The sequence below is a fragment of the Arthrobacter sp. UYP6 genome (assembly GCF_040547315.1).
In the GTDB taxonomy this organism is placed as follows: Bacteria; Actinomycetota; Actinomycetes; order Actinomycetales; family Micrococcaceae; genus Arthrobacter_B.
Genome location: NZ_JBEPPM010000005.1, coordinates 175871 through 199942, shown reverse-complemented (window position 1 = coordinate 199942; position 24072 = coordinate 175871). Strand labels below are relative to the sequence as shown.

Here is a 24072-nt window from a genome sequence, read left to right as displayed (position 1 = left end):
TAAATTTCCAGCGTGGAGCCGGAAGCGTTCCACGACTTTGATCCAAAGGAATACCCGTGCCCGTGAATACGCCCTTAGTGGCGGACCTGGACGAAAAAGCCCTCCTCGACCTCATCTTTCCGCGGCTTGGGCCGGACACCGCGCTGCTTGGACCCGGCGACGACGCCGCTGTCATAGCCGCACCGGACGGTCGCACCGTAATCTCCATCGACACCCTCGTCCAGGATGCAGACTTCCGCCTGATCTGGCCCTCGGGATACCGGACCACAGGGTTCGACGTCGGCTGGAAGTGCGTCGCGCAGAACATTTCCGATATCCGTGCCATGGGCGCCGTCCCAACGTCCCTCGTTGTGAGTCTCACTCTGCCGGGCAGTACGGAAGTGGAGTGGGTAAAGGACCTGGCCGATGGACTGGCAGCGGCCATTGCGGCACTGGCCTTCGAACGGTGTTCCGTGGTGGGCGGCGATCTGGGACGCGGCAACGCGATAGTCGTCACGGCGGCCGTCACAGGTGATCTTGAGGGCCGGGCTCCGGTGCTGCGCTCCGGAGCCCGGCCGGGCGACGTCCTGGCCCATATCGGGGCGCTTGGGCTGGCTGCCGGCGGCCTCGCGGTGCTGGAAGGCGGCTTGGACATGTCTGACCCAGGAGGATCCGATGACCAGGAGCTGGCAGGCCTGGCCATGGCGCAGTGCCGTCCGCGGCTGCCGCGAACCGGAGCCGGACCCGCAGCAGCGGTTGCCGGAGCCACCGCCATGCTGGATGTCTCCGACGGGTTGGTGCGTGACGCCGGACGGATCGCCCGTGCTTCGGGTGTTGGCATCGACCTCGACGCCGATTACCTCCGTACCAAGGCCGAGTCCCTGGAGCCTGCTGCTGCCCGGCTCGGCGCCGACCCGCTGGACTGGGTGCTGGGCGGGGGAGAGGATCACGGCCTGCTGGCCGCCTTCCCCCCGGATGCCGTGCTGCCCGAGGGGTTTGTCCGCATCGGCGACGTTGTTGATGGTGAAGGCGTGACCTTCGGCGGGACCATTCCACCGGTGACGGGCTGGGACCACTTCGCCGGGTAGGGGTGCATTCGCCGGCTGACGCCTCATTCCTCCCGCAGGATGTGCCGGTTGCGGACCCGTTCCGCCAGCTTCAGGAGCTCGTCGCGTGAGAGGTCCGGCAGATGTTCGAGTTCGCCGATGAATTCATCGAGGCTGGCGTTGGCCCTTCCGCGAAGAAGTTCGTTGTAATAGCCCACGATCACACCGGTTCCCAGCGCGACTATCAGGATCCCGTAGAGCGACACAAAGACGGTGATGAGCCGGCCCAGCATGGTGACCGGAACAATGTCGCCATAGCCGATGGTGGTGAAGGATACGTAGACGAACCACAGGGCATTGCCGAAGGTCTCGATGTCGGGTTCAATGCGCGGAAGCAGCAGCCCCGCTCCCAGCACCGCGAACAGGAAGCCGGTGAAGACCCGCTCCGCGCCGGTGGCGCGGATGACGTTCCAGAGTAAGCGCAGCCGTTTCATGAAAACCCCTCGACCTTGGAAGAGTCCCAGAATAGGGCTAGTCGGCGCTCTTCCGCAGTGCCTCGGTTAGCTGGGCGGCCGCGCGGGTAACAACTTCGGCATGGATCCGGCCTGGCTGGCGGGTCAGCCGCTCGATGGGGCCGGAGATAGACACGGCCGCTATGACGCGCCCGGAAGGGCCGCGCACAGGAGCGGACACTGAAGCCACGCCGGGCTCCCGCTCACCCAGGCTCTGCGCCCAGCCGCGTCGCCGGACGCCGGCCAGGACCGTGGGGGTGAACCTAGCATTGTGCAGGCCCTCCAGCAGGCGGTCATGGTCCTCCCAGGCCAGAAGGCACTGAGCAGCGGAGCCAGCCTTCATGGACAACTGCGTGCCCACGGGAATGGTGTCCCGCAGGCCGATCGGCCGTTCAGCGGACGCCACGCAGACGCGCCATTCGCCCTGCCGGCGGAAAACCTGGGAGCTCTCCCCGGTGGCATCGCGCAGGGCCAGCAGTACCGGGCCGGCGGCGGCAATCAGGCGGTCCTCACCCGCGGCCGAGGCCAGCTCCACGAGCCGGCCGCCCAGGACAAAGCGCCCCTGGATATCCCGGCCCACCAGCCGGTGATGGGCCAGCGCGACGGCGAGGCGGTGCACGGTGGGTCGGGCCAGCCCCGTGGCCGCCACCAGCTGCGCCAGCGTGGTGGGCCCGGCCTCAAGGGCATCCAGCACCAGGGCCGCTTTGTCTATCACGCCGACGCCGCTGGCGGAGCTTTCAGTTGTGTCCATAGATTGATACTGCCGTCTCATTATTTGAGATGCAAATCGAAAAACTGGCGCCCCGGCGGCTGAGGCTGGTTCTCTTAAAACATCGGCTTTGCGCGGCCGCCGTTTTGCGGTCCGCGGGAGACACTTCACAAGGAGCATCGGGCATGGGTGAGCACGCAGCAGGCAGGACGCTTGCGGAGAAGGTGTGGGACGAGCATGTTGTCGTCAAAGGCGAAGACGGAGCGCCGGACCTGCTCTACATCGACCTTCACCTCATCCACGAGGTCACGTCCCCGCAGGCTTTCGAGGGACTGCGTCTGGCCGGCCGCAGGCTGCGGCGTCCGGACCTCACCATTGCCACCGAGGACCACAACACCCCCACCCTGGCCATCGACAAGCCCATTGCGGATCCGGTCAGCCGCACCCAGATTGAGACCCTGCGCACCAACTGCGCGGAGTTTGGCGTGCGGCTGCATTCGCTCGGCGACGCCGAGCAGGGCATTGTCCATGTGGTGGGACCCCAGCTGGGCCTGACCCAGCCCGGCCTCACCGTGGTCTGCGGCGATTCCCATACCTCCACCCACGGCGCGTTCGGCGCCCTGGCGATGGGCATTGGCACCTCCGAGGTGGAACACGTCATGGCCACTCAAACGCTGTCGCTGAAACCCTTCAAGACCATGGGCGTCACCGTGGAAGGAACCCTGCGCCCCGGGGTCACCTCCAAGGACATCATCCTGGCCGTGATCGCCAAGATCGGCACCGGCGGCGGGCAGGGTTATGTGCTGGAGTACCGCGGCTCCGCCATCCGGTCCCTGTCCATGGAAGCGCGCATGACCATCTGCAACATGTCCATCGAAGCAGGTGCCCGCGCCGGCATGGTGGCACCGGACGAGACCACGTTCGCCTACCTCAAGGACAAGCCGCACGCGCCGCAGGGCGCGGACTGGGATGCCGCCGTCGAGCACTGGAAGTCGCTGCAGACGGACGACGACGCCGTGTTCGACGCCGAAGTGTACCTGGACGCCGACGCCCTGGAACCGTTTGTCACCTGGGGCACCAACCCGGGGCAGGGCGTGTCTCTGTCCGAATCCGTTCCGTCGCCCGCGGACTTTGGCGACGAGAACGCCAGAGCTGCCGCGGAACGCGCGCTGGCCTACATGGATCTGGCCCCCGGCACACCCATGAAGGAGATCCGGGTGGACACCGTGTTCCTGGGTTCCTGCACCAACAGCCGGATCGAGGACCTGCGGATTGCAGCGGACATCATCCGCGGACGCCAGAAGGACCCGGACATCCGCATGATGGTGGTTCCCGGCTCGGCCCGCGTCCGACTGGAAGCGGAAGCCGAAGGACTGGACCAGGTGTTTAAAGACTTTGGCGCCGAGTGGCGTTTTGCCGGCTGCTCCATGTGCCTGGGCATGAACCCGGACCAGCTGGCCCCGGGGGAGCGCTGCGCCTCCACTTCCAACCGCAACTTCGAAGGCCGGCAGGGTAAGGGCGGACGCACGCATCTGGTCTCCCCGGTGATCGCCGCCGCAACCGCAGTGCGAGGCACCCTGAGCTCACCCTCGGACCTTGAACCGCTTCCCGCGGCAGCCGCCTCCTCCGCCCCCGCATCCGTCCAGCCTGCCCGCTAGGAGCCCGCCATGGAAAAGATCACCACCCATACCGGCATCGGTGTTCCGCTGCGCCAGAGCGACGTGGACACCGACCAGATTATTCCCGCCGTCTACCTCAAACGGATCACCCGGACCGGTTTCGAAGACGCGCTCTTTGCCGCCTGGCGCAAGGATGAGAACTTCATTCTGAACAAGGAGCCCTACACCTCCGGATCAGTCCTGGTGGCCGGCCCCGACTTTGGCACCGGCTCCTCCCGCGAGCACGCTGTCTGGGCGCTGAAGGACTACGGCTTCCGGGCGGTGCTGTCCTCCCGCTTCGCGGACATCTTCCGCGGCAACGCCGGCAAGCAGGGACTGGTGGCTGCCCAGCTGGCGCAGGATGACATTGAACTCATCTGGAAGGTGCTCGAACACTCGCCGGGCACCGAGGTAACAGTGGATCTGGAAGCCCGCACGGCCGTCTGCGGTTCGGTCACCGCCCCCTTCTCCATTGACGAATACACCCGCTGGCGGCTCCTCGAAGGACTGGACGATATCTCCCTCACGCTGCGCCACGAGTCGGATATCACACTCTTTGAAGCGCACCGCCCGGCATTCAAGCCGTTGACGCTTCCGGCCAGGACTTAAGCCAGCCGCCACGGCACGGTTTGCGCCCTGCGGGTTTCGTTCCCCGCCCGGATACTCAGTATTATTGATAGGCCCCCTGGCAGGGGGCCTATCGGCTTTTCTACGCCCGGCGCACGGTTGAGCGAGTGCTGGGCGGTGCCCCGTTAGCGGGGTGGCGATATTTCAGTATGTGGACGCTTGCTCCTATGCTTGAGTGCAGTCTCTCTTTGCTGTTGGGGCAATATATGAAAAAGAAATTAGGTGTTCATGGGTAGCGTTCTAACCATCCGTGGTGGAGTTCCTCTGACAGGAAAAGTCCCCGTCCGCGGAGCGAAGAACCTCGTTCCCAAAGCCATGGTTGCGGCACTGCTGGGCAACAGCCCTTCACTGTTGCGCAACGTCCCGGAAATCAAGGACGTTGAGGTAGTCACCTCGCTGTTGAAGCTGCACGGCGTCGAAGTGACCAAGGACCCGGTGACCGGCGACCTGACCATGGATCCGCAGAACGCCAAGACGGCAGCCTCCAAGGACATTGACGCCCACGCCGGTGATTCCCGAATTCCCATCCTGCTGTGCGGGCCGCTGATGCACAGCCTTGGCGAGGCCTTCATCCCGGACCTGGGCGGCTGCAAAATCGGCGACCGGCCAATCGATTTCCACCTCCAGATGCTGCGGAACTTCGGTGCCGTGGTGGAAAAGCGCCCCGGCGGCATCTCCATCTCCGCACCCAAGGGCCTCACGGGTGCCAAGGTGGAATTGCCCTACCCCAGTGTCGGTGCCACCGAACAGGTGCTGCTGACCGCGGTCAAGGCCATTGGAATCACTGAACTGCGCGGCGCCGCAGTGGAACCGGAAATCCTGGACCTCATTGCCGTGCTGCAGAAAATGGGCGCCATCATCACGGTTCAGACTGACCGCGTGATCCGCATTGAGGGTGTCTCCGAGCTGACCGGCTACAACCACCGGGCCCTGCCCGACCGCAATGAGGCCGCGTCCTGGGCCTCCGCTGCCCTGGTCACCAAGGGTGACATCTACGTTGAAGGCGCCTCCCAGCAGGACCTCACCGCGTTCCTCAACACCTACCGCAAGATCGGCGGCGCCTTTGACGTCGACGACGGCGGCATCCGCTTCTACCATCCGGGCGGGGCGCTGAACCCGCTGGTGCTGGAAACCGACGTTCACCCGGGCTTCATGACCGACTGGCAGCAGCCCCTCGTGGTTGCGCTGACCCAGGCTGAAGGCGTGTCCATTGTCCACGAAACGGTTTATGAAAACCGTTTCGGCTTCACCGAGGCCCTCATCCGCATGGGTGCCAACATCCAGGTGCACCGCGAATGCCTGGGCAGCGTACCGTGCCGCTTTGGCCAGCGGAACTTCCTGCACTCGGCAGTCATCTCAGGTCCCGTGAACCTCAAGGGCGCCGAGATTGACATTCCGGACCTTCGGGGCGGCTTCAGTCACCTGATTGCGGCCCTGGCCGCCGAGGGCACCTCGCATGTGACAGGCATCGAGCTGATCAACCGCGGTTACGAGCACTTCCTTGAGAAGCTTGAAGGCCTTGGCGCCGATTTTGACGTTGCTGCTGTCCCGGCCGAAGCCAGGTAGCGGCTGCCATGCCTGAGTCGATCAAGTCGCGGGTGGCCTTTGCCCTGCTGGCGGGGACCATGCGGCCGGTAATGAACCTCCTGCTGCGCAAGCAGTGGGAGGGACTGGAGAACCTTCCCCGGAACACCGGGTTCATTGCCTGCCCCAACCATGTGACGGAGATCGACCCGGTGGTGGTGGGGCATTTCTTCTACAACCAGAAGATCATGCCCCGCTACCTCGCCAAGGCATCCCTCTTTAAGGTTCCGGTGCTGGGACCGGCCCTGCGCGCCACCAACCAGGTGCCGGTGGAACGCATTACCGCCGGCGCTTCGGCCTCGCTGAAGAACGCGCGGACAGTGATCGACGCCGGCGGCGCCCTGATTGTCTACCCGGAGGGCACCTTGACCCGGGACCCCGACCTGTGGCCAATGCGCGGGCGCACCGGAGCGGCCCGGCTGGCCCTGCAGACCGGGGCACCCGTGGTGCCGGTGGCACACTGGGGAGCGGAAGCCGTGCTGCCGCGCTACAGCAAGCGCATCCATCTGTTCCCCCGCAGGACCGTGCGGTTGCGGGTGGGTCCGCCCGTGGACCTTTCCGACCTGCAGGGCAAGCCGATGACCAAAACAGTCTTGGACATGGCAACCGAACGCATCATGGACGCCCTGACCGCCCTGGTGGCAGAGCTGCGGGATGAAACCCCGCCGGCCACCCGCTGGGACCCGGCGGTCAAGGGACAGAAAGCCATTGGCAGAGATTTTGAGCAGCGCAGAGATTTTGAGCAGAACGGAACGGACAAGAATGAGCCGGCGTAAGAACACCCATCCCCGGGCGGTGGCCGTCCTGGGCGCCGGCAGCTGGGGAACCACCTTTGCGAAAATCGTTGCCGACGCCGGTGCCGCCCGCGGAACCGACGTCCGGGTATGGGCCCGCCGTCCGGAAATCGCAGTGGAAATCAATGATCAGCATCGGAACAGTCAGTATCTGAAAGACACGGTTCTGCCTGAAAACCTGACCGCTTCCGCGGATGCCGCGGAGGTACTGGCCGGCGCAGACCTGGTGGTGTTGGCCGTTCCGGCGCAGACGCTGCGCGCCCAGCTGCGCAGCATCCGGGACCTGATTCCGGAAGGCGCCGTCGTCGTCTCCCTGATGAAGGGGCTGGAAGTAGGCACCGACTCACGGATGAGCCAGGTGATCGAAGAGGAACTGCACTGGCCGCAGGAGCAGGTGGCCGTCATCTCCGGCCCTAATCTGGCCATGGAGATCGCCAACCGCCAGCCCACCGCATCAGTGGTGGCCTGCTCGGACCTGGACACTGCGGCGTGGATTGCCCGCGCCTGCACGGCGCCCTATTTCCGCCCGTACACCAACACCGACGTGGTGGGCACGGAAATCGGCGGCATCGTCAAGAACGTCATTGCCTTGGCCGTGGGCATCTGTGAAGGCAAAGGCATGGGGGATAACACCAAGGCTTCGGTGATGACCCGTGGCTTGGCCGAAACCACCCGGCTGGCGCTGGCCCTGGGCGGCAAGGCTGAAACCATGTCCGGCCTCGCCGGGATGGGGGACCTGATCGCCACCTGCTCGTCCCCGCTGTCCCGCAACCACACCGCCGGCCGGCTGCTGGCGCAGGGCCTGACCCTGGACGATGTCAACGCCTCTATGAAGCAGACCGCCGAGGGCATCAAGTCGGCCCAGGCCGTCCTGGATCGTGCCACTCAGCTGGGTGTGTATATGCCCATTACCGAAAACGTTGTAGCCGTCCTGCAAGGCGTTATCTCCGTTGATGAACTGGGACCGCGCCTGCTGTCCCGCGAACTGAAATCCGAAGGTGTGCACGCGCAGTGAGCATTGAACCCCAGAATCCCGGTACCGCAGGCGGCAGCGAAAACTCCAACCGCCGTCCCCGCGTGGCTGTCCTCTTTGGCGGCCGCTCCAGCGAGCATGCGGTGAGCTGCGTGACGGCAGCGGGTGTGCTGGAAGCCATTGACCGCACCAAGTACGACGTCGTTCCGGTGGGCATTGCGCGCAACGGTCAGTGGTCCCTGGTCTCGTCCGATCCGGCAGCCTGGTCCCTTCGCTCCGAGTCCCTTCCGGAGGTTACCCCCTCCGCCGAGAGCATTGTGCTGTCCGCGGATGGTGCCGGTTCCGAACTGGTAGCCCACACGGACGGAACGCTGCCGCGCAGTCTGGGCCGCATCGACGTTGTCTTCCCCGTGCTGCACGGGCCGTTCGGCGAAGACGGCACCCTGCAGGGCATGCTGGAAATGGCGGATATCCGTTACGTGGGTGCCGGTGTCCTTGCCTCCGCCGTCGGCATGGACAAGCACTACATGAAGGTGGTGTTTGAATCGGCGGGCCTGTTGGTGGGCCCCTACGAGGTCATCACCGACCGGCAGTGGGAGAAAGACCCGCAGGCGTGCCTGGACCGGGCGTCGCAGCTGGCGTTCCCACTGTTCGTCAAGCCCGCCCGCGGCGGTTCTTCCATGGGCATCACCCGGGTCACTGATCCAGCCGACCTGCGTGCCGCCGTGGAGGCAGCACGGGAACACGATCCCAAAGTGGTGGTGGAAGCCGGCATCAGCGGACGCGAAATCGAAGTAGCCGTACTGCAGGGCCGCGGCACGGAGGACCCGCGCACCAGCTTCCCCGGCGAAGTGGCCGTGCAGGACGGTGACCACGAGTGGTACGACTTCGAAGCCAAGTATGTGGACGGCACCGCTGCGCAGCTGAGCTGTCCCGCTGATCTGCCCGAGGACATGTCCTACCAGGTTCGGAAGCTGGCGGCTGTGGCCTTTGATGCCGTAGGAGGCGAGGGCCTGTCCCGAGTGGACTTCTTTTACACCCCGGACGGCGAGCTGATCATCAATGAGATCAACACCATGCCCGGCTTCACGCCAATCAGCATGTACCCGCAGATGTGGGCCAAGTCCGGACTGCAATACACAGAACTGATCGACGAACTGATTTCACTGGCGCTGGAGCGCAAAACCGGCCTGCGCTAGAGGAACTGCACTAAAGGAACTGCGCTAGCCGGGGCGCGCCGGCTGCTGCCAGGCGCGCCCCGTGCGGCTGAAGGCGCTACTGGGCCGGCAGCTGAAGATCGTTGGTGCTCACGCATTCGCGGGTGGGCTCGATCCGGGAGATCGCATTCTCCAACTGCACCAGCAGGGTGGAGGAGGACACCTCCTGCGGATCGAAAATCACTTCCACCGCCGGCTCACGGCCGTACGTTGTTGCAGTCCAGGTGGACTCGTCTTCCCGCAGGATCCAATCGATGCCATTGACTGTGGCGCACTGCTCGGTGGTTGGTCCCTGCACCGGCACGCCGCAGCGCAGAATGATCTTGGACGGCTCTCCCCATGCCGTGGTGGCCTGGCTGTCCGTTTCGCGCTGCTGCTGGTCCGCCAGTTCCGAGGGCAGGGACACCATGACGGTGGCGCAGTCGGGGTTGGCAGCATCCGGGGCCGGTTCAACGTCGGCGATCGGAGTGCAGGCGCTGAGGCCGGCGGCAAGGACAAGAACGGCCGCCGAGAGGGCAACACGGGAGGAGAACATGCCTTCAAGGTTATCTTCCCGGGCGCCGGGGCATCGAATCGGAGATTCGGCTGCTGCCCGCTAAGCTCATATCTCGTTTACTTCAGGGAGTTTCAGTGACGCAGTACCTTCAGGATTACGAGCAGTCGCCGGCACGTCGTCGGCATCCGGTCCGCACCACAGTGATTGTTCTGGTGGCGCTTGTCCTCACCGCTGCGTTGGTTGCCGGCGGCTACCTCTGGAATCTGGCCCGCAGCTTCGATAGCGGCACCACCACCATTGAGAACGCTCTCCCTGCAGACAGCCCCTTCAAGGACCCCGCCGCCGGAAACTCGCAGAACATCCTGCTCATCGGTAGCGACACCCGGGATCCGGCATCCGACGACGCACGCTCGGACACGATGATGCTGGTTCATGTACCCAGCGACAGAAGCGGCGTGTACGTTATGTCCATCATGCGTGACACCTGGACCGATATCCCCGGCTATGGCGAGCACAAGATCAACGCGGCCATGGCCTTCGGCGGAGTTCCGTTGGCGGTCGACACGGTGCAGACACTTTTTGACGCCCCGATTGACCACGTGGCCATCATCGATTTTGAGGGGTTCAAGGGCCTCACGGACGCACTTGGGGGAGTGCAGGTGGAGAACGCGGGCGCATTCACCTCCAGTGGGGAAGAGCCCCGGTACTTCCCCGCGGGCAGTATTTCACTCGACGGTGAATCTGCCCTGAGCTTTGTCCGTGAGCGTTACGCGTTCACCGACGGCGACTATCAGCGGGTGAGGAACCAGCAGAGCTTTGTCCGCGGGCTGATTGGGACGGTCCTGACCAAGGAAACACTGACCAGCCCCGGGAAGATCAATGAATCCGTTGCCGAGATTTCTCCATATCTGAGCGTGGATGAAGGCCTCGATTCTGCCACTGTGGGCGGACTTGCCTTTTCGCTGCGGAATGTCCGCAGCTCTGATATTTCCATGTTTACACTGCCCACGCTGGGGACGGGAACCTCAAGCGATGGACAGTCTATTGTGGTCAAGGACGAAACGGCCATCGCGGACATAGCGGAGGCGCTCGACAACGATGCCATGGGCGAGTACCTGGCTGCTAACAGTGGGGGACAATAACGTGGATTTAGGGCTTTGGCGGCGCCGGGCGGGAACCGCAGCAGCGGTTGCCGTACTTCTCTCATCGGTGGCGGCCGGGCCTGCACTGGCCACAGTCGCTCCAACGCCTCCCCCGGAAACCACGGTTCCTATTCCTGACCCGCCGCCCGAAACCGCTCCCGTGCCTCCTGTGGAGCCGCCTCCTGCGCCTACTCCCGTTCCGGAGCCCGCGCCCGTTCCGGAGCCGGCTCCAGCCCCGGAACCCGCACCAGCGCCGGCACCTGCCCCAGTCATCGATCCCGCCACCGGGTTCGTGATTGACGGTAGCACCGGCTATTTGATCCATCCGGGCACCGGATGGCTAATCGAGGGTGGCAGTGGCTATCTCATTGACGGCGGCAGCATGCTCTACACCGACTACCGCTGGGATCCAGCCACGGGACTGGTGACGCTGATAGCCGAGGACGACGAACCTAGCAGCCCGTCGGCGTCACCCACCCCCGAGCCCTCGGCGACGCCGTCGGCCACTCCAACGCCCTCGGCAACACCCGCACCGTCGGCCAGCCCAACAGCTTCCCCTGCGGCCTCTCCGACCTCAGTCGAGCCTTCGGTCGCTGCGGAACCGGCAGCATCCAACGACAGCACCGGAGGGTCAGACTGGATAGTTCGAGGCGGTGTGGTCTTGCTTCTGCTCTGCATAGGAGTTTTCTATTACACGAAGTTGCGGCAACCCGCAGCAGATATCACGACTAAGGCTTGAAAATTCCGGAGTAGACTTGGCAGAGAATTTCGTCAGTGCACCTATGGCGCTGACTCCTTGGGGGAGAGGTAACAACTGTGCGGGTACTCTTGCTTACGCATTCGTATTCGCCGGAGCACAGCCCCCCGCAGAGGCGCTGGACGCAATTCATTCGAAGCTTCCGTAGTGTTGGTTGGGATGTGGACGTGATAGCTCCAGTTGCCCATGCTCCGCACGGTCGTCGGGTTCTGCCCAAGAAGGTGGCGGGGCGCGCCTTTCGCTCGGACATCGGCAAGTACGGTGAGCGCGTTCTGCGGGTGCCGTTTTTGTGGCATAAAACGACGCGCTGGGGGCGCCTTCTCGACCACTGTTTTTCGGCTCTGTTCAGCGCTCTTGAAGGACTGTGCAGCCCGAGGCCTGATGTGGTCATCGTAACTGTGCCTAGCCTTCCCATCTTGGGAGCGGGATTTGTTGTGGCGCGTCTTCGCAAGCTGCCGTTGATAGTGGACATGCGAGACGCCTGGCCTGACATTGCCCGTGATGCGCGGCTGGTGCAGGGAAGTGCCAAGGGCGTGGCCGAGCGGCTCATAGTAGCTGTGCAGGAACGAGCAGACCTGGTGGTGACTGTGACGGAAGGATTTGCACGGACGCTTAGGTCAAGAGGTATTGGGAACGTAAAGGCCATTAGCAATGGAGTGGATACCACGGCCCGGGAGCTGCTCCCCCCGCCGCCGGCTGAAGCCGACGTGCTGCATGTCCTGTACTTGGGAAACCACGGTGAAAGTCAGCGACTTGAGGTCGTTGTGCAGGCAGCGGCTCTGGCACGGGAGTATGTGCAGCTGACGATGGTGGGGCATGGTGTTCAGCGTCGCGCCTTAATCGCGCTGGCAGAGTCGCTTGATTCTCCCGTCGATTTCCATGGCCCGGCTCTTTCCCCTGAAGTTATGGAGTTCTACCGCGCCGCCGACACATGCGTTGTTTCACTGCGCGACGATTGGAAGTCTTTTGAAACGACGGTGCCATCGAAGATGTACGAGGTTTTAGCAGTGGGGCGCCACGTCACAGGCATTGTTCTTGGTGAAGCGAAGAGCATAATTGAGGAGTCCGGAGCTGGTGCCGTTGTGGCTTGTGACCCGGTAGCAGTCGCAAGGTTGTGGAAGGAGCTGGCTGCCGATCGCACGCGTCTTCTCACGGGAACATCTGGGAGGGACTGGATCCACAAGAACGCAAACCTCGAGGGCCAGTGTCTCGACTACGTCGAATCCATTGAGTCATTGACTGGAAACGGCATCGGTTGATGAGTGGTTTTACAGACGTGGGAAAGAATATTTGCCTTGTGGGAAGTACTGCCGTTGACCACATTGGCGACGACCCAATGATGTTTGCTCTGCAGGTTTCACGCCGCTTGCCTGGCGCGATTACTCAAGCAGCTGCAGCCGCCGGCAAGAAGCTCCCCATGAGCAGTAGCCTGCACACCTTTGCTCTTTATCTCTCTGGCGACATGGATGCGACCAGATCTTCTCTTCGCCGGTGGACGCTTTCCGGTGCTAATGCGCGAAAGGCTGTCCGATTAGGTCAGATCGCCTTGGCGGCCAAACTTCCAGACCTTGCCGATGAGCTTGTCGCGGATGTGCCTCCCCATAGCCGAGGACTAGCAGCCTTTGTATCACGTCGCCATTGGCATAACGGAGCTATGGGAAGTGCCATTGATGCACTGGGAGGTGGGAACCGCCGTGATCGTAGGCAGAGACTTCGCCTCGAAAGCGAGCTGCGGGTTTTCACCGGATGGCGGCCGCACGTTGAGGCTTATCCCAATTATAGTTCCCTTCCCCGAACAGTCGTTCATTTTCTTACAAACTCTCTGCCGCATACGTCTAGTGGATACGCACAGCGGTCGCACTCCCTTCTGAAGGCGCAGACCGAAGTCGGTTGGACTGTCCACGCCGTAACCAGACAAGGCTATCCGGCACTTGTTGGAAAGATAACCGGGCGGAGCACGGAAACGATTGACGGGGTGACGTACCACCGGTTGCTAGCCGCCCGCCTCCCGTTCGGCATGGATCAACGGTTGCAGGCCCAAACGGAGGCGCTATTGGAACTCTGCTTACGCCTTCGACCTGAAGTGCTGCACACCACGTCACATTTCGTGAACGCACTTGTCGTGTCAGCAGTTGCCGAAGCGCTCGGCATCCCCTGGGTATACGAGGTACGTGGCTTGCTTGCAGAAACCTGGGCATCGGAAAGGCCTGAGGCCGCCCGGCAGAGCGAGCGTCATCTGCGGTTCTGGCAGCGGGAACATGAAGCAACGAAGGGTGCGGACGCCGTTATCACTCTGGGGCATGCGATGGGGGCTGCGATCACAGGGGAAAATGGCTGTTCGGCAGCGAAGTTGATTCTGGTACCCAATGCAGTAGGAGAGGCATTTCTGGCCAGTCCACAAAGTCCGGCAGAGGCGCGTAGACGCCTGGGGCTAGATCCTGAAAAGCTCACAATAGGCACAGTGAGCAGCTTGGTGAGTTATGAAGGGCTAGATGACTTGGTCCGCGCCTTTGCACAATTATCAGTTCGCTACCCGGATCTCCGCTGCCTCATAGTTGGAGACGGAGCCGAGCTTGCGCGCCTCAAGAACCTTGCCCATAAGCTCAACGTAAGTGAGCGGGTCACCTTTCCCGGGCGAGTAGATCGTACGCAGAGCTCACTGTTCCATCAAGCTCTGGATATATTCGTGCTCCCGCGTCTAGACCTGCCTGTGACACGGACAGTCACCCCCCTGAAACCGGTGGAGGCGTTGGCATCCTCTCGCCCGGTAGTTTTTAGTAACCTTCCGGCCCTGCAGGAAACAATCCGAGACGGGACCGAAGGACTATCGGCTGAAGCGCAGAACCCGGCCCAACTGGCCGCGGCGGTCGAGTGCCTCATTGCAGATCCTTGTCTTAGAGACCGGATGGGTGAAGCCGGAAGAACTCGAATTCTTGCCGAGCGAACCTGGCAGGCAGCTGCCGCACAGACAACAGCGACATATGAACGATTGAAGGTAGCACGTGGCTACAACTAAGACTCCGGCGCACCCTGGCCCGACGAGGATCCCCGTAAGTGTTGACATGCGTTCGGTGTCCAGAGTCGGGGCTAAACCGTCTCTCATCGATTACATAGTATCGCTTTGGAACTACCGTTATTTCGTTCTATATGATGCGAAAGCGCGAGTGCAGAGCAAAAATAGGAAAGACCGATTGGGAAGCGCTTGGCTTCTTTTGGATCCATTACTAAATGGGCTTGGTTACTTCCTTATATTTGGCTTGCTACTCAACGCCAGTCGAGGTATCGAAAATTTCCTTGGGTACCTGATCATCGGAATATTTATGTTCCAGATGAGTACGCGAGCCATCGTGGGAACGGCGCGAATCATATCATCAAACCAAAACGTTATTCAGGCCTTTAACTTTCCCCGAGCCACTCTTGCCTTAGCTGTGAACATTCGGGAACTGATTGCCAATGTTCCAGTTCTGATCATGATGCTGCTGCTAGTACTTATTATTCCCCCAACCGAACCCATATCGCTGTTGTGGCTCCTGCTAGTACCAATTGTTCTTCTGCAGGTCATATTCAACTTAGGGATCGGTTTGATTCTGGCGCCGCTCGTGGCAAGGGTTAATGATCTGCTTCATCTCATATCGTTCTTTATGAGGTTTTGGCTCTTCGCTTCCTGCGTCATGTTCTCCATTGAGCGATATACTCAGTGGCCGGTAATAATGAGAATTGTAGAGCTCAATCCTCTCTACATAATCATATCCATGGCAAGGAACGCTGTTCTCTATAACGAGCCTCCGATTTGGCAGCACTGGGCTGGCTTGGGCGCTTGGGCCCTGGGAGCCGTTTGTGTTGGCATGGTCGTCTTCTGGAAAGGGGAGGAAACGTATGGACGCGATGAGTGAAATCCCCCAAATGCTGGAGGCTCCGCCTGCAGTTGTTATCGACAGAGTAAGCATGACTTATGCGGTAGCCTCCGATGCAGGTCGATCCCTCAAGGATAGTGATAGTACGGGGACACTCCGTCGCCTGATACGCAGCGGCAGCAGACCGAGTTCTCAAGTAGAGGCACTAAAAGAGTTCTCCATGGTCGCAACCAAGGGAGAAGTTATCGGGGTAATAGGTCTAAACGGGTCCGGCAAGAGTACCCTGATGAAACTCATCTGCGGAAAGGTTCAGCCCACGACGGGAAGCGTTTACGCATCATCAACGCCGACGATGCTTGGTGTTTCCGCTGCGCTGGTCCCCGATCTCTCGGGGGCGCACAACATCATGCTTGGATGCCTCGCCATGGGAATGTCCAAGCAGGACATCAATGAAAAGTACGAGGCGATCCTTGAGCTAGCCGGCCTTGGTGAAGCAATCCATTTCCCGATGAGCTCCTATTCGTCCGGAATGTCGTCGAGGCTTCGCTTTGCTATTGCAGTATCACTCGAGCCAGAGATCCTCATCATGGATGAAGCGCTGAACACAGGAGACGATGAGTTTAAGGACCGAACTAAAAGGCGCATGGATCAAGTTCGTGAACAGGCCGGGTGCGTTTTTCTAGTGAGTCACAGTTTAAGCACCATAACGGATCTGTGTACTCGTGTTATCTGGTTGGACAAGGGTGAGCTTCTTTTTGATGGCGAGCCGTCTGCTGCTATAAATTGGTACCGGAAGTATACTCAGCATCTCGCTGATCGGGATCGAGTTTCTGCTGGTAAGGTGCGGCGCCGAATGCGGCGTACCCTTTCCATAGTTGAGATACATCCGAAGGCCGCAGGACGCCGAAAGTCACTTGACGCATGAGCGCTGCTCCAGCATTGAGGAGATTTGTCTGGCACCTCCGGCACGGGGGCGTACGCGTTGCCCTGGAATCAGCCGCCCGTCAGACTCTGAATAAGGCAGCGCCAGCTCATGGGGTCCGGCTCAGGCCTGTCCACAGTTGGGCTCGTACCCGGCCACGCTTCCCTGTGGCGGTCATGCCGAACACTTCACCTAGACGAGATGACTTAAGAGTTGCTGTCATCCTCGATGAATTCTCTGCCTTGTCGTTCGATTACGAATGGAGTCAGTGCGCGCTGACACTTAAAGGCTGGAAAGAAGAAATTGACTCCGACCGGCCTGACTTTTTGTTCGTAGAATCAGCTTGGTCAGGCAACGGGGGTGCGTGGAAATATCAACTGACCGGTGAGAATGGCCCCAAACCCGAGTTCCGGCAGCTCCTGGAGTATTCCCGTAGTCTCGGCGTTCCCACCGTCTTTTGGAACAAGGAAGATCCGCCTCATTATGACGACTTCCTAGAAGCAGCAAAGCTTTTTGACTTTGTTTTTACAAGCGATTCGGATCAGCTCCCGAGGTACCGCCGTGACCTCGGTCATGGGAACCTCGGCGTACTTCAGTTTGCCGCGCAGCCTGCCATACACAACCCGATTAGACCTGCCAATGGGTGGCACGATCGTGATGTTGCCTTTGCGGGCATGTATTTTGTGCACAAGTACCCTGAACGTCGCGAACAGCTCACTCTGCTGCTCGCAGCTGCGGAAGAAGCGACGGCACAGCGTCCGCATGGTTTGGAGATCTTTGCCCGCCATGCCGGCAGGGACGTCAATTACCAATTCCCGGCCCCGTATAACAAACGCGTTGTCGGTGCGCTGTCCTACGGACAAATGCTGAGCGCGTACAAGGCATACAAGGTTTTTCTGAACGCGAACTCCGTTGTCGAATCACCAAGCATGTGTGCCCGTCGGATTTTCGAAATCACCGCTGCGGGTGCGACAGTCGTCAGCACTCCAAGTCGTGCCCTTGAATTAATGTGGCCTTCTGATGAGCAGTATATTGTTCGCTCCCAGGACGAGGCACGCGAGACGCTGGCGGCACTTATCCGAAACCCAGCCCTCTCCGACCGACAACTACATCGAGCGCAACGGCGAATCTGGGCAGAGCATACGTATTCCCACCGGGCCGAGTCCGTGATCAGTGCAGCGCTGCCGTCAAGGTCCCAGCCCATAAAACGGCCACTCGTATCGTTGCTGGTAGCAACTATGCGTCCCCATCAGCTGGAACATGTTTTCCGCACTGTAGGTTCATTCGTGGGGGTGGATGTGGAGCTCGTCTTGGTGCCCCACGGGTTCTCTGTACCGGGTGCCCGGATTAAACGCCTCGCAGAGCGGTACGGCGTTGAAAATTTGACGCTTGCTGAACAGCCGGGAAGCGTATCGCTTGGCGAATGCCTCAACGCCGCAGTTACTGCGTCAAGCGGGGCGGTGCTCAGCAAGATGGACGATGATGATTTTTATGCTCCGCATTATCTTGAAGACCTCTTAAACGCCTTGAAGTATTCAGGTGCCGAACTGGTGGGTAAAAAGGCGCACTACGTTCAGGTGGTCGCACGCAATGCTACCTTGATAAGGTACGAAAACAGTGAGCACGTGTTTACAAACTCGGTCATGGGGCCAACGATTACCGCCCCCCGAGAGGTCTTTGAATCCAACCCCTTCTTGCCGATCGGAAGAGGCGAAGACACTCAGTTCTTACGGTCCATTCGAGCCAGCGGCGGATTGATTTACTCTGCTGACCGGTACAACTACTGCCAAGTTCGAGGCGGTGGGGACCACACCTGGAAAATCTCCGATTCAAGTATTATTGCTTCGGGTGATATACAGCTTTTTGGTTCATTTGAAGAGCACATAGTTATTTAGGGGAATATTTATGAATGAGATTAAAACAGTGGCCGTTATTGGATTGGGCTATATAGGCCTTCCCACGGCCGCTATCCTTGCTACCAACGGAATTAATGTCATTGGGGTGGACGTCAAGCCGTCTTCAGTCGAGGCAATCAATAGAGGTGAAGTTCCTTTTGTCGAGCCTGATCTGGCAACCCAGGTAGCTGGGGCAGTCAGTCAGGGAATGCTCAAGGCTACGTTGGATACGCCGGCGGCCGACGCCTACATCGTTGCGGTTCCGACTCCCTTCAAGTCTGATAAGACTGCGGATCTGTCGTATATCGATGCAGCAGCCAGAAGTCTTGCCCCGCAGCTGATAGGAGGAGAGTTGGTTATCTTGGAATCCACATCTCCTCCCGGCGCGACTCAGCACCTCGCGGATTATTTGGTGAGCTTGAGGCCAGATCTTTCACTCGATCCGGCCTCGCGGAAACCACTGATCCACGTTGCGCATTGCCCCGAACGAGTTCTGCCTGGCCGCGTAATGATTGAACTGGTGACAAACGACCGTATTGTTGGCGGCCTTACACGTGCTGCGGCCGAACTTGCACGCGACCTTTATGGTGTGTTCTGCCAGGGCGACATGCATATTACGGATGCAACCACGGCTGAAATGGCCAAGCTTGTCGAAAATTCGTACCGGGATGTTAATATCGCTTTCGCAAATGAGCTTTCCATCATCAGCGACAGGCTTGGAATCAACGTCTGGGAACTGATCGAGCTGGCCAACCACCACCCCCGTGTTAATATCCTTCAGCCGGGTCCCGGCGTGGGTGGACACTGCATCGCAGTGGACCCCTGGTTTATCGTTGCGGCAGCTCCTGAAAACTCCAGCCTTATCCGCCAGGCGCGTGAGACTAACGACGCCAAGCCGGCCTGGGTAATTGACCGTGTTGCTGAACTCGTACAGGGTAAATCCTCCCCTACCGTTGCCGCCCTCGGTCTGGCCTTCAAGGCCAATATTGACGATCTGAGGGAGTCTCCTGCAGTCGCAATTGTGCGAAGCCTGAGCGAGCGTTTGGGCGACGTATCTGTTCTCGTAGCGGAGCCCCACGTCGAGGAGCTGCCCGCCAGCCTCAAAAATAGCAGCAACATAAAACTCGTGGCGGTTGAAGACGCGATCGCCGAAGCTGATGTAGTGCTTTTGCTTGTCGATCATGATGTATTCAAGTTGTTGGATCGCGAATTGCTCCACGGAAAGCAGATAGTTGACACCCGTGGCATCTGGCGATAGCTGTAGCGAAAACTAGGATTGGACAGGCAGGAACAGCATGAAGTTTGATGATGAATACCGTCCGGCATCGGCTGTTACGGGAGCTAAACGGGCTCGAATTGCGGCAGATATGGACGGGTTCCTCGTCAAATATGACGGCCTCGTTTACCGAGACGCCCGGAACACTGCTGCCGTGGCAAATCTCCAAAAGCAAATCAAGGAACTGCAGCGGCAACTTCTGCAGGTCAAGACGGAACAAACTAGACGCAGCGCTGAACTGCGGCACTCGAAAGCGGAGAACGAGAAGTTGAAGGATGCCTTAGCCGCCCTTAGGAACTCATGGAGGCTAAGAGTTGGGGTTGCAGCTACGTCACCATTCCGGTGGGTTGGTTCAGCTGCTAGAAAAATGAACACGGTCCGGGCGTCAGTCCTTGTGAGCCAGACCGGCAATGGGCATTCTGGAGATTCAGAATCCGGGGAATTAGATAGTGTTCTTCTGGCTAACGGACAACGGATAACCGGACGACCTATGGCAGCCGTGACCGGCGAGCCCAAGAATCCCACGGTCACTAAGGTCGAGAAGTGGATGGTTTTAACGGATTCCGTAAAAACCAACCCAACGAAGGACAATGTATTTGCAGCAGCCGCTTTCGGGTACTACACAATGGGCGAAATAAGCAGGCCTCTGCAACTCCTCCTCGAACACAAAGAGCATCTGGCTGACTTAACACCCAAGGAAGGGCAACTAGTTCGAACTCTCGAGGGACTGAGAGCCGTTATGAATAGGGATTTTGCTCTCGCGCAGCGCCAGCGCAATCCTGTTTATCAAGCCGAGCGTGGGCGTCTGCTCTACTGCGCCCACAGCGTTGCCCCGTATAACAGCAACGGGTATTCGACCCGCACTGGCGGATTGGTCGAGGGCATGTCTGCCTCCGGTCTCGATGTAGTGGTGGCAGCACGGCCAGGATACCCGTGGGATGTAAAGACTGATGTGAAGCCTCAATCCTCTGCAAGCTTCGAGAAGACCATCAATGGAACATCTCATTTCTTCAGTAGCGGTCCTAGCTGGGCGGAGGACCGGCTGGACTTTTACTTCGAAAAATCTGTCGATAGCTATGTACAGGTTGCAATGAGGTCCAGGGCCGAGATGGTGCAAGCTGCATCGAATCATGTCACCGCGCTACCGGCTCTAATTGCAGCGCGTAGACTGGGCCTGCCATTCATCTACGAGGTTCGAGGCTTATGGGAGATCACCAAGGCATCAACATCTCCGCAGTGGGCAGGATCGGAGGCGTTCGAGCTTGCGGAGAGACTGGAGACATTCGTAGCCTGTGCAGCTGACCTTGTTTTCGCGATAACAGAGCAAGTCCGTGATGAACTTATAGCTAGGGGAGTGAGTGCGAAGAGGATCAAGGTTCTCAGTAATGCTGTAAACACCAGCTCCTTTTCGCCGATGCCCCCGCATGAATCCACTAGACAAAAGTTGGGCCTGACCAAGGAGACAGCCGTTATTGGCTACGCGGGCAGCCTGGTCGAATACGAAGGCTTGGAGACCCTCCTTGAGGCATCGAAGCTTCTCGAGGCGCAGGGACTGGATTTTCGAACCGTTATTGTCGGGGACGGCTCTGCGTTGCCTAGACTGATCGAAAAGACCAAGCAATTGGATATTGGCGACAAGGTTATCTTCACCGGACGGGTCAGTCCCGAAGAAATTAGTGATTACATCAGCGTATTTGATGTCCTTCCTTGCCCAAGGCTCCCAATGCCGGTAACAGAGATGGTCTCACCCCTGAAGCCATTGGAAGCAATGGCAGCCGGAAAAGCAGTGGTTCTCTCCGATCTCCCGCCACTCCGAGATATCGCAGGAGCGGACGGCGTGCGAGCCCGACTGTTCCGCGCAGGAGACGCCGTAAACCTGGCCGAAGTTTTGACTGACCTAATTAGAGACGAGGACCAGCGGAGGACGATGGGGCGTCGGGCACGTCTGTGGACGGTCAAAGAAAGAGATTGGAAACAGATCGGCGCCATCGCTAGGACAACATTAACAGCGAGCAGCTTCTGGCATGGGCAGGGTTCACTCCCCGATTCCAGGCGACTTTCGGACATCACCGTCGGCATAATTGCAGACCCGTTTACTACTGCAGGCCTGGAGCCCGAGGTTAGCCTCGTCAAGCTCCGGCCGGACATGTGGGCACAGCAGATAGCAGCATCACCCATTGACATCCTGTTTGTGGAGTCCGCGTGGGAAGGAAATGATGGAATCTGGCGGGGTAAGGTCGGTTTCTATGACGATGATTCCTTCGGCGACCTTCGTGAGCTGATTGCCTACTGCCGCAAACAGTCCATTCCAACAGTCTTCTGGAACAAGGAAGATCCAGTTCATTTCAATCGCTTTAAAGGCACTGCGGAACATTTCGATCACGTCTTTACAAGCGATGACGGGTCGATCGAAGCTTACTTGCAAAACGCCGGTAGCCACGTAAAATCCGTTTCATCTCTTCCATTCTATGCACAACCAATGCTCCACAACCCACTTCCAGGTCGGCGGGACTACAGCCATACCGTGGCATACGCAGGATCGTATTATGGAGACAGGTATAAGAAGCGGTCCGCTCAGTTGCAGCGCCTCTTGGCCGCTGCAATCCCCGTTGGCCTTTCGATTTATGACCGACAGCATCTTAACCCGGAAAGCCCGTACAAGTTTCCGGACGCGCTTGCCCCCTTTGTTCGCGGCGCACTCTCATATGAAGAGACCGTAGATGCCTATAAATCCCACCCAGTTCACATCAATGTGAACAGCGTGGAAGCCTCCGGTACGATGTTCTCACGCCGGGTATATGAAATAGCGGCCTGCGGAGGAGCTGTCCTCAGCGGGCCCGGACTGGGTATCCAAAGGATGTTTGGCGGTATCATTCCAATAGCGGATGATAAGGCGACAGCATCGCTGCTCATTGACTATTGGATGGCGAATGAGGACGCGAGGAAGGCAGATGCCTGGCTCGGAATGCGTGCTGTCTACCGGAGCCATACAGCGGGGCACCGCCTTGCATATGTACTACGCACGGCAGGCCTCCGTGTTACAGCACCACAGCTGGAGGCTTATGCAGTAGTTGCCAACCGATTGACCGAGGCCAGTATTGCTGAGCTGGAGACCCAGAGTGTTCCTCCTGCCGTCGTGTTCGTCTCCGAACCTCTTGACTCTAACTTCAAGACAGGGCTCGATATCCAAGTCACACACGCTCCCCAAAAGGCGGTGCTGGCATCCGGTGTCACATTAGTGGCAACCCTGCCCGACACAGGCCTGGACCGGACCTATTTCGAAGATCTGTTAACTTCGCGAAAATACTGTCAGTGGAAGGACGCGGCTTACATATCGGATCGACCTGCCGGTGCCCGCGGATCCTTGGCGCGTCTAGAACCGACCGATCCTGAGGCGAATTTCAACCAGCCAGGTCTTCACTCGGTGGACCGCCATGTGGATGGTCCTGCTATATCGCTGATCAGAACCACCGGCCGCTCCACACTATCTGTTGAGGCGAAAGTCCGTCGAGCAAACAACGCGAAGAGTAAAACCGTACTCGTAGCGGGACACGACCTAAAATTCGCTCAAGGCATTATTATCGAGATGGAATCCCAGGGCCATACCGTCCTCATCGACCAATGGTTAGGTCACTCCGAACATGACGAATCCCTAAGTCGGACACTGCTTGCGCAGGCGGACGTTATTTTTTGTGAATGGACGCTTGGGAATGCCGCTTGGTACTCAAAGAATAAGCTATCCGGCCAGCGGCTGGTGACCCGACTTCATCTGCAAGAGATAACTACAAAATATCTCGCCGAAGTCGAAAAAGCAGCAGTGGATCAGTTCATATTTGTCGGTCAGCATATCGCTAATATCGCCGAGCGCGACTTTGGAGTACCGGCCGAGAAAAGTACCGTCGTTCCGAACTACGTCCCGATATCGAATCTCCAAAAACCCAAAGATAGACACGCTCAGTGGAACCTTGGAATTGTGGGAACTGTCCCGCGAAGGAAACGGCTTGATCTGGCGCTGGATGCTCTGAAAACGCTGCGCCAACGCGACGACCGGTACAAGTTGTACGTAAAGGGTAAAAGTGCGCACGACTACCCCTGGATGAAAGATCGGCCGGAGGAATTCGCTTTTTATGAGGAGCAGGACCGACGCATTGCATCCGATCCGCTGCTCGTTGGAGCCGTGTTCTTTGATGGGCATGGTGATGACATGAGTGAGTGGTACCGAAAAATCGGTACCGTACTCTCAGTTAGCGATTTCGAATCGTTCCACTTGACCCTGGCCGACGGTGCAGCCTCTGGCGCCGTCCCCGTGACCTTGGCGTGGGAAGGAGCCGATCAAATATATCCCGTGGAGTGGATCCATGCTTCGGTGGCCGAGCTGGCACACGCCATCCTGGAAACTACTGGCGACGCAACGCAGTGGCGGGAAGCAGGTGCAGCCGCTGCCCGTTATGCGGAAGAGACCTTCGACCAACGATATGTTCTTCCCCAGCTCGTGGCATTAATCACCGAATCCGGTACGGAATCCGGAGCGGGGCAGTGAAGGTCTTTTTTAGCTTCGCCGAGGCTCGTGGGTACGTCAAGCAGGGACCGTTTCTTATCTCGTATCGGAACGTTCTCTTCCCGTTTTGGTG

Annotated in this window: 19 protein-coding genes; 15 read left to right on the top strand and 4 right to left on the bottom strand. The window is 59.5% G+C overall.

Annotated features, from left to right (window positions below):
- Positions 1–56 precede the first annotated feature (56 nt).
- Positions 57–1067, top strand: coding sequence for a thiamine-phosphate kinase (thiL, locus tag ABIB35_RS06385; RefSeq protein WP_502915737.1), 1011 nt, complete (start codon positions 57–59; stop codon positions 1065–1067).
- A gap of 23 nt (positions 1068–1090) precedes the next feature.
- On the opposite strand, the gene ABIB35_RS06380 is transcribed toward thiL, so the two are convergent.
- Both ABIB35_RS06380 and ABIB35_RS06375 read right to left on the bottom strand, forming a co-directional pair.
- Positions 1091–1519: a potassium channel family protein gene (locus tag ABIB35_RS06380; RefSeq protein ID WP_354179844.1), complete on the bottom strand. Its 429-nt coding sequence runs from the start codon at positions 1517–1519 to the stop codon at positions 1091–1093.
- 37 nt (positions 1520–1556) lie between these two features.
- The gene (locus ABIB35_RS06375; RefSeq protein ID WP_354179842.1) at positions 1557–2288 is read right to left on the bottom strand and encodes an IclR family transcriptional regulator; all 732 of its coding nucleotides are present in this window, start codon (positions 2286–2288) and stop codon (positions 1557–1559) included.
- 143 nt (positions 2289–2431) lie between these two features.
- Here ABIB35_RS06375 and leuC point away from each other — a divergent pair, with 143 nt between their 5' ends.
- The 6 genes from leuC (at position 2432) to ABIB35_RS06345 (ending at position 9081) form a co-directional block, all read left to right on the top strand.
- Positions 2432–3904 carry a 3-isopropylmalate dehydratase large subunit gene (leuC, locus tag ABIB35_RS06370; RefSeq protein WP_354179841.1) on the top strand — a complete coding sequence of 491 codons (1473 nt, stop codon included), beginning with the start codon at positions 2432–2434 and terminating at the stop codon, positions 3902–3904.
- A gap of 9 nt (positions 3905–3913) precedes the next feature.
- Positions 3914–4513, top strand: a complete 600-nt coding sequence (gene leuD / locus ABIB35_RS06365; RefSeq protein ID WP_354179840.1) for a 3-isopropylmalate dehydratase small subunit — start codon at positions 3914–3916, stop codon at positions 4511–4513.
- A 246-nt stretch (positions 4514–4759) separates the two neighbouring features.
- Positions 4760–6097, top strand: coding sequence for a UDP-N-acetylglucosamine 1-carboxyvinyltransferase (murA, locus tag ABIB35_RS06360; protein ID WP_354179838.1), 1338 nt, complete (start codon positions 4760–4762; stop codon positions 6095–6097).
- Between the two features lie 8 nt (positions 6098–6105).
- The gene (locus ABIB35_RS06355; RefSeq protein ID WP_354179836.1) at positions 6106–6891 is read left to right on the top strand and encodes a lysophospholipid acyltransferase family protein; all 786 of its coding nucleotides are present in this window, start codon (positions 6106–6108) and stop codon (positions 6889–6891) included.
- Positions 6878–7924 (top strand): NAD(P)H-dependent glycerol-3-phosphate dehydrogenase, encoded by a 1047-nt coding sequence (locus ABIB35_RS06350; protein WP_354179834.1) that lies wholly within the window; start codon positions 6878–6880, stop codon positions 7922–7924. Before ABIB35_RS06355 ends, ABIB35_RS06350 begins: the two co-directional genes overlap by 14 nt.
- Before the next feature lie 2 nt (positions 7925–7926).
- The gene (locus ABIB35_RS06345) at positions 7927–9081 is read left to right on the top strand and encodes a D-alanine--D-alanine ligase family protein (protein WP_354179893.1); all 1155 of its coding nucleotides are present in this window, start codon (positions 7927–7929) and stop codon (positions 9079–9081) included.
- A gap of 76 nt (positions 9082–9157) precedes the next feature.
- Here ABIB35_RS06345 and ABIB35_RS06340 read toward each other — a convergent pair whose 3' ends face one another.
- A complete protein-coding gene (locus ABIB35_RS06340) occupies positions 9158–9634 on the bottom strand; it encodes a DUF3515 domain-containing protein (protein WP_354179832.1) in 477 nt (158 codons plus the stop codon).
- Between the two features lie 95 nt (positions 9635–9729).
- On the opposite strand from ABIB35_RS06340, the gene ABIB35_RS06335 reads away from it, so the two are divergent.
- Positions 9730–10737 carry an LCP family protein gene (locus tag ABIB35_RS06335; RefSeq protein ID WP_354179831.1) on the top strand — a complete coding sequence of 336 codons (1008 nt, stop codon included), beginning with the start codon at positions 9730–9732 and terminating at the stop codon, positions 10735–10737.
- A 396-nt stretch (positions 10738–11133) separates the two neighbouring features.
- On the opposite strand, the gene ABIB35_RS06330 is transcribed toward ABIB35_RS06335, so the two are convergent.
- Positions 11134–11415, bottom strand: coding sequence for a hypothetical protein (locus ABIB35_RS06330; RefSeq protein WP_354179829.1), 282 nt, complete (start codon positions 11413–11415; stop codon positions 11134–11136).
- 138 nt (positions 11416–11553) lie between these two features.
- Here ABIB35_RS06330 and ABIB35_RS06325 point away from each other — a divergent pair, with 138 nt between their 5' ends.
- From ABIB35_RS06325 to ABIB35_RS06295, 7 genes are all read left to right on the top strand, one after another.
- A complete protein-coding gene (locus tag ABIB35_RS06325; protein WP_354179827.1) occupies positions 11554–12753 on the top strand; it encodes a glycosyltransferase family 4 protein in 1200 nt (399 codons plus the stop codon).
- Entirely contained in the window at positions 12753–14510 is a 1758-nt protein-coding gene (locus tag ABIB35_RS06320) for a glycosyltransferase family 4 protein (protein WP_354179825.1), read from the top strand. Before ABIB35_RS06325 ends, ABIB35_RS06320 begins: the two co-directional genes overlap by 1 nt.
- Entirely contained in the window at positions 14497–15387 is an 891-nt protein-coding gene (locus ABIB35_RS06315; protein ID WP_354179823.1) for an ABC transporter permease, read from the top strand. Before ABIB35_RS06320 ends, ABIB35_RS06315 begins: the two co-directional genes overlap by 14 nt.
- Positions 15380–16273 (top strand): ABC transporter ATP-binding protein, encoded by an 894-nt coding sequence (locus tag ABIB35_RS06310; protein WP_354179821.1) that lies wholly within the window; start codon positions 15380–15382, stop codon positions 16271–16273. Before ABIB35_RS06315 ends, ABIB35_RS06310 begins: the two co-directional genes overlap by 8 nt.
- Before the next feature lie 173 nt (positions 16274–16446).
- Positions 16447–18165, top strand: coding sequence for a glycosyltransferase family protein (locus tag ABIB35_RS06305; protein ID WP_354179819.1), 1719 nt, complete (start codon positions 16447–16449; stop codon positions 18163–18165).
- Between the two features lie 10 nt (positions 18166–18175).
- Complete coding sequence (wecC, locus tag ABIB35_RS06300; RefSeq protein WP_354179818.1) at positions 18176–19423, top strand: UDP-N-acetyl-D-mannosamine dehydrogenase; 1248 nt, start codon at positions 18176–18178, stop codon at positions 19421–19423.
- 37 nt (positions 19424–19460) lie between these two features.
- On the top strand, positions 19461–23981 hold the full coding sequence (locus tag ABIB35_RS06295) for a glycosyltransferase (RefSeq protein ID WP_354179816.1): 4521 nt from the start codon (positions 19461–19463) through the stop codon (positions 23979–23981).
- Positions 23982–24072 lie beyond the last annotated feature (91 nt).

What these genes read in the sequence shown, in the direction of transcription:
- ABIB35_RS06380 (WP_354179844.1), bottom strand. Translation starts at nt 1,519, where the DNA reads ATGAAACGGCTGCGCTTACTCTGGAACGTCATCCGCGCCACCGGCGCG.
- ABIB35_RS06295 (WP_354179816.1), top strand. Translation starts at nt 19,461, where the DNA reads ATGAAGTTTGATGATGAATACCGTCCGGCATCGGCTGTTACGGGAGCT.
- ABIB35_RS06340 (WP_354179832.1), bottom strand. Translation starts at nt 9,634, where the DNA reads ATGTTCTCCTCCCGTGTTGCCCTCTCGGCGGCCGTTCTTGTCCTTGCC.
- leuC (WP_354179841.1), top strand. Translation starts at nt 2,432, where the DNA reads ATGGGTGAGCACGCAGCAGGCAGGACGCTTGCGGAGAAGGTGTGGGAC.
- ABIB35_RS06320 (WP_354179825.1), top strand. Translation starts at nt 12,753, where the DNA reads ATGAGTGGTTTTACAGACGTGGGAAAGAATATTTGCCTTGTGGGAAGT.
- wecC (WP_354179818.1), top strand. Translation starts at nt 18,176, where the DNA reads ATGAATGAGATTAAAACAGTGGCCGTTATTGGATTGGGCTATATAGGC.
- ABIB35_RS06310 (WP_354179821.1), top strand. Translation starts at nt 15,380, where the DNA reads ATGAGTGAAATCCCCCAAATGCTGGAGGCTCCGCCTGCAGTTGTTATC.
- ABIB35_RS06330 (WP_354179829.1), bottom strand. Translation starts at nt 11,415, where the DNA reads ATGCAGAGCAGAAGCAAGACCACACCGCCTCGAACTATCCAGTCTGAC.
- ABIB35_RS06350 (WP_354179834.1), top strand. Translation starts at nt 6,878, where the DNA reads ATGAGCCGGCGTAAGAACACCCATCCCCGGGCGGTGGCCGTCCTGGGC.
- ABIB35_RS06355 (WP_354179836.1), top strand. Translation starts at nt 6,106, where the DNA reads ATGCCTGAGTCGATCAAGTCGCGGGTGGCCTTTGCCCTGCTGGCGGGG.
- leuD (WP_354179840.1), top strand. Translation starts at nt 3,914, where the DNA reads ATGGAAAAGATCACCACCCATACCGGCATCGGTGTTCCGCTGCGCCAG.
- ABIB35_RS06375 (WP_354179842.1), bottom strand. Translation starts at nt 2,288, where the DNA reads ATGGACACAACTGAAAGCTCCGCCAGCGGCGTCGGCGTGATAGACAAA.
- ABIB35_RS06305 (WP_354179819.1), top strand. Translation starts at nt 16,447, where the DNA reads ATGCCGAACACTTCACCTAGACGAGATGACTTAAGAGTTGCTGTCATC.
- murA (WP_354179838.1), top strand. Translation starts at nt 4,760, where the DNA reads ATGGGTAGCGTTCTAACCATCCGTGGTGGAGTTCCTCTGACAGGAAAA.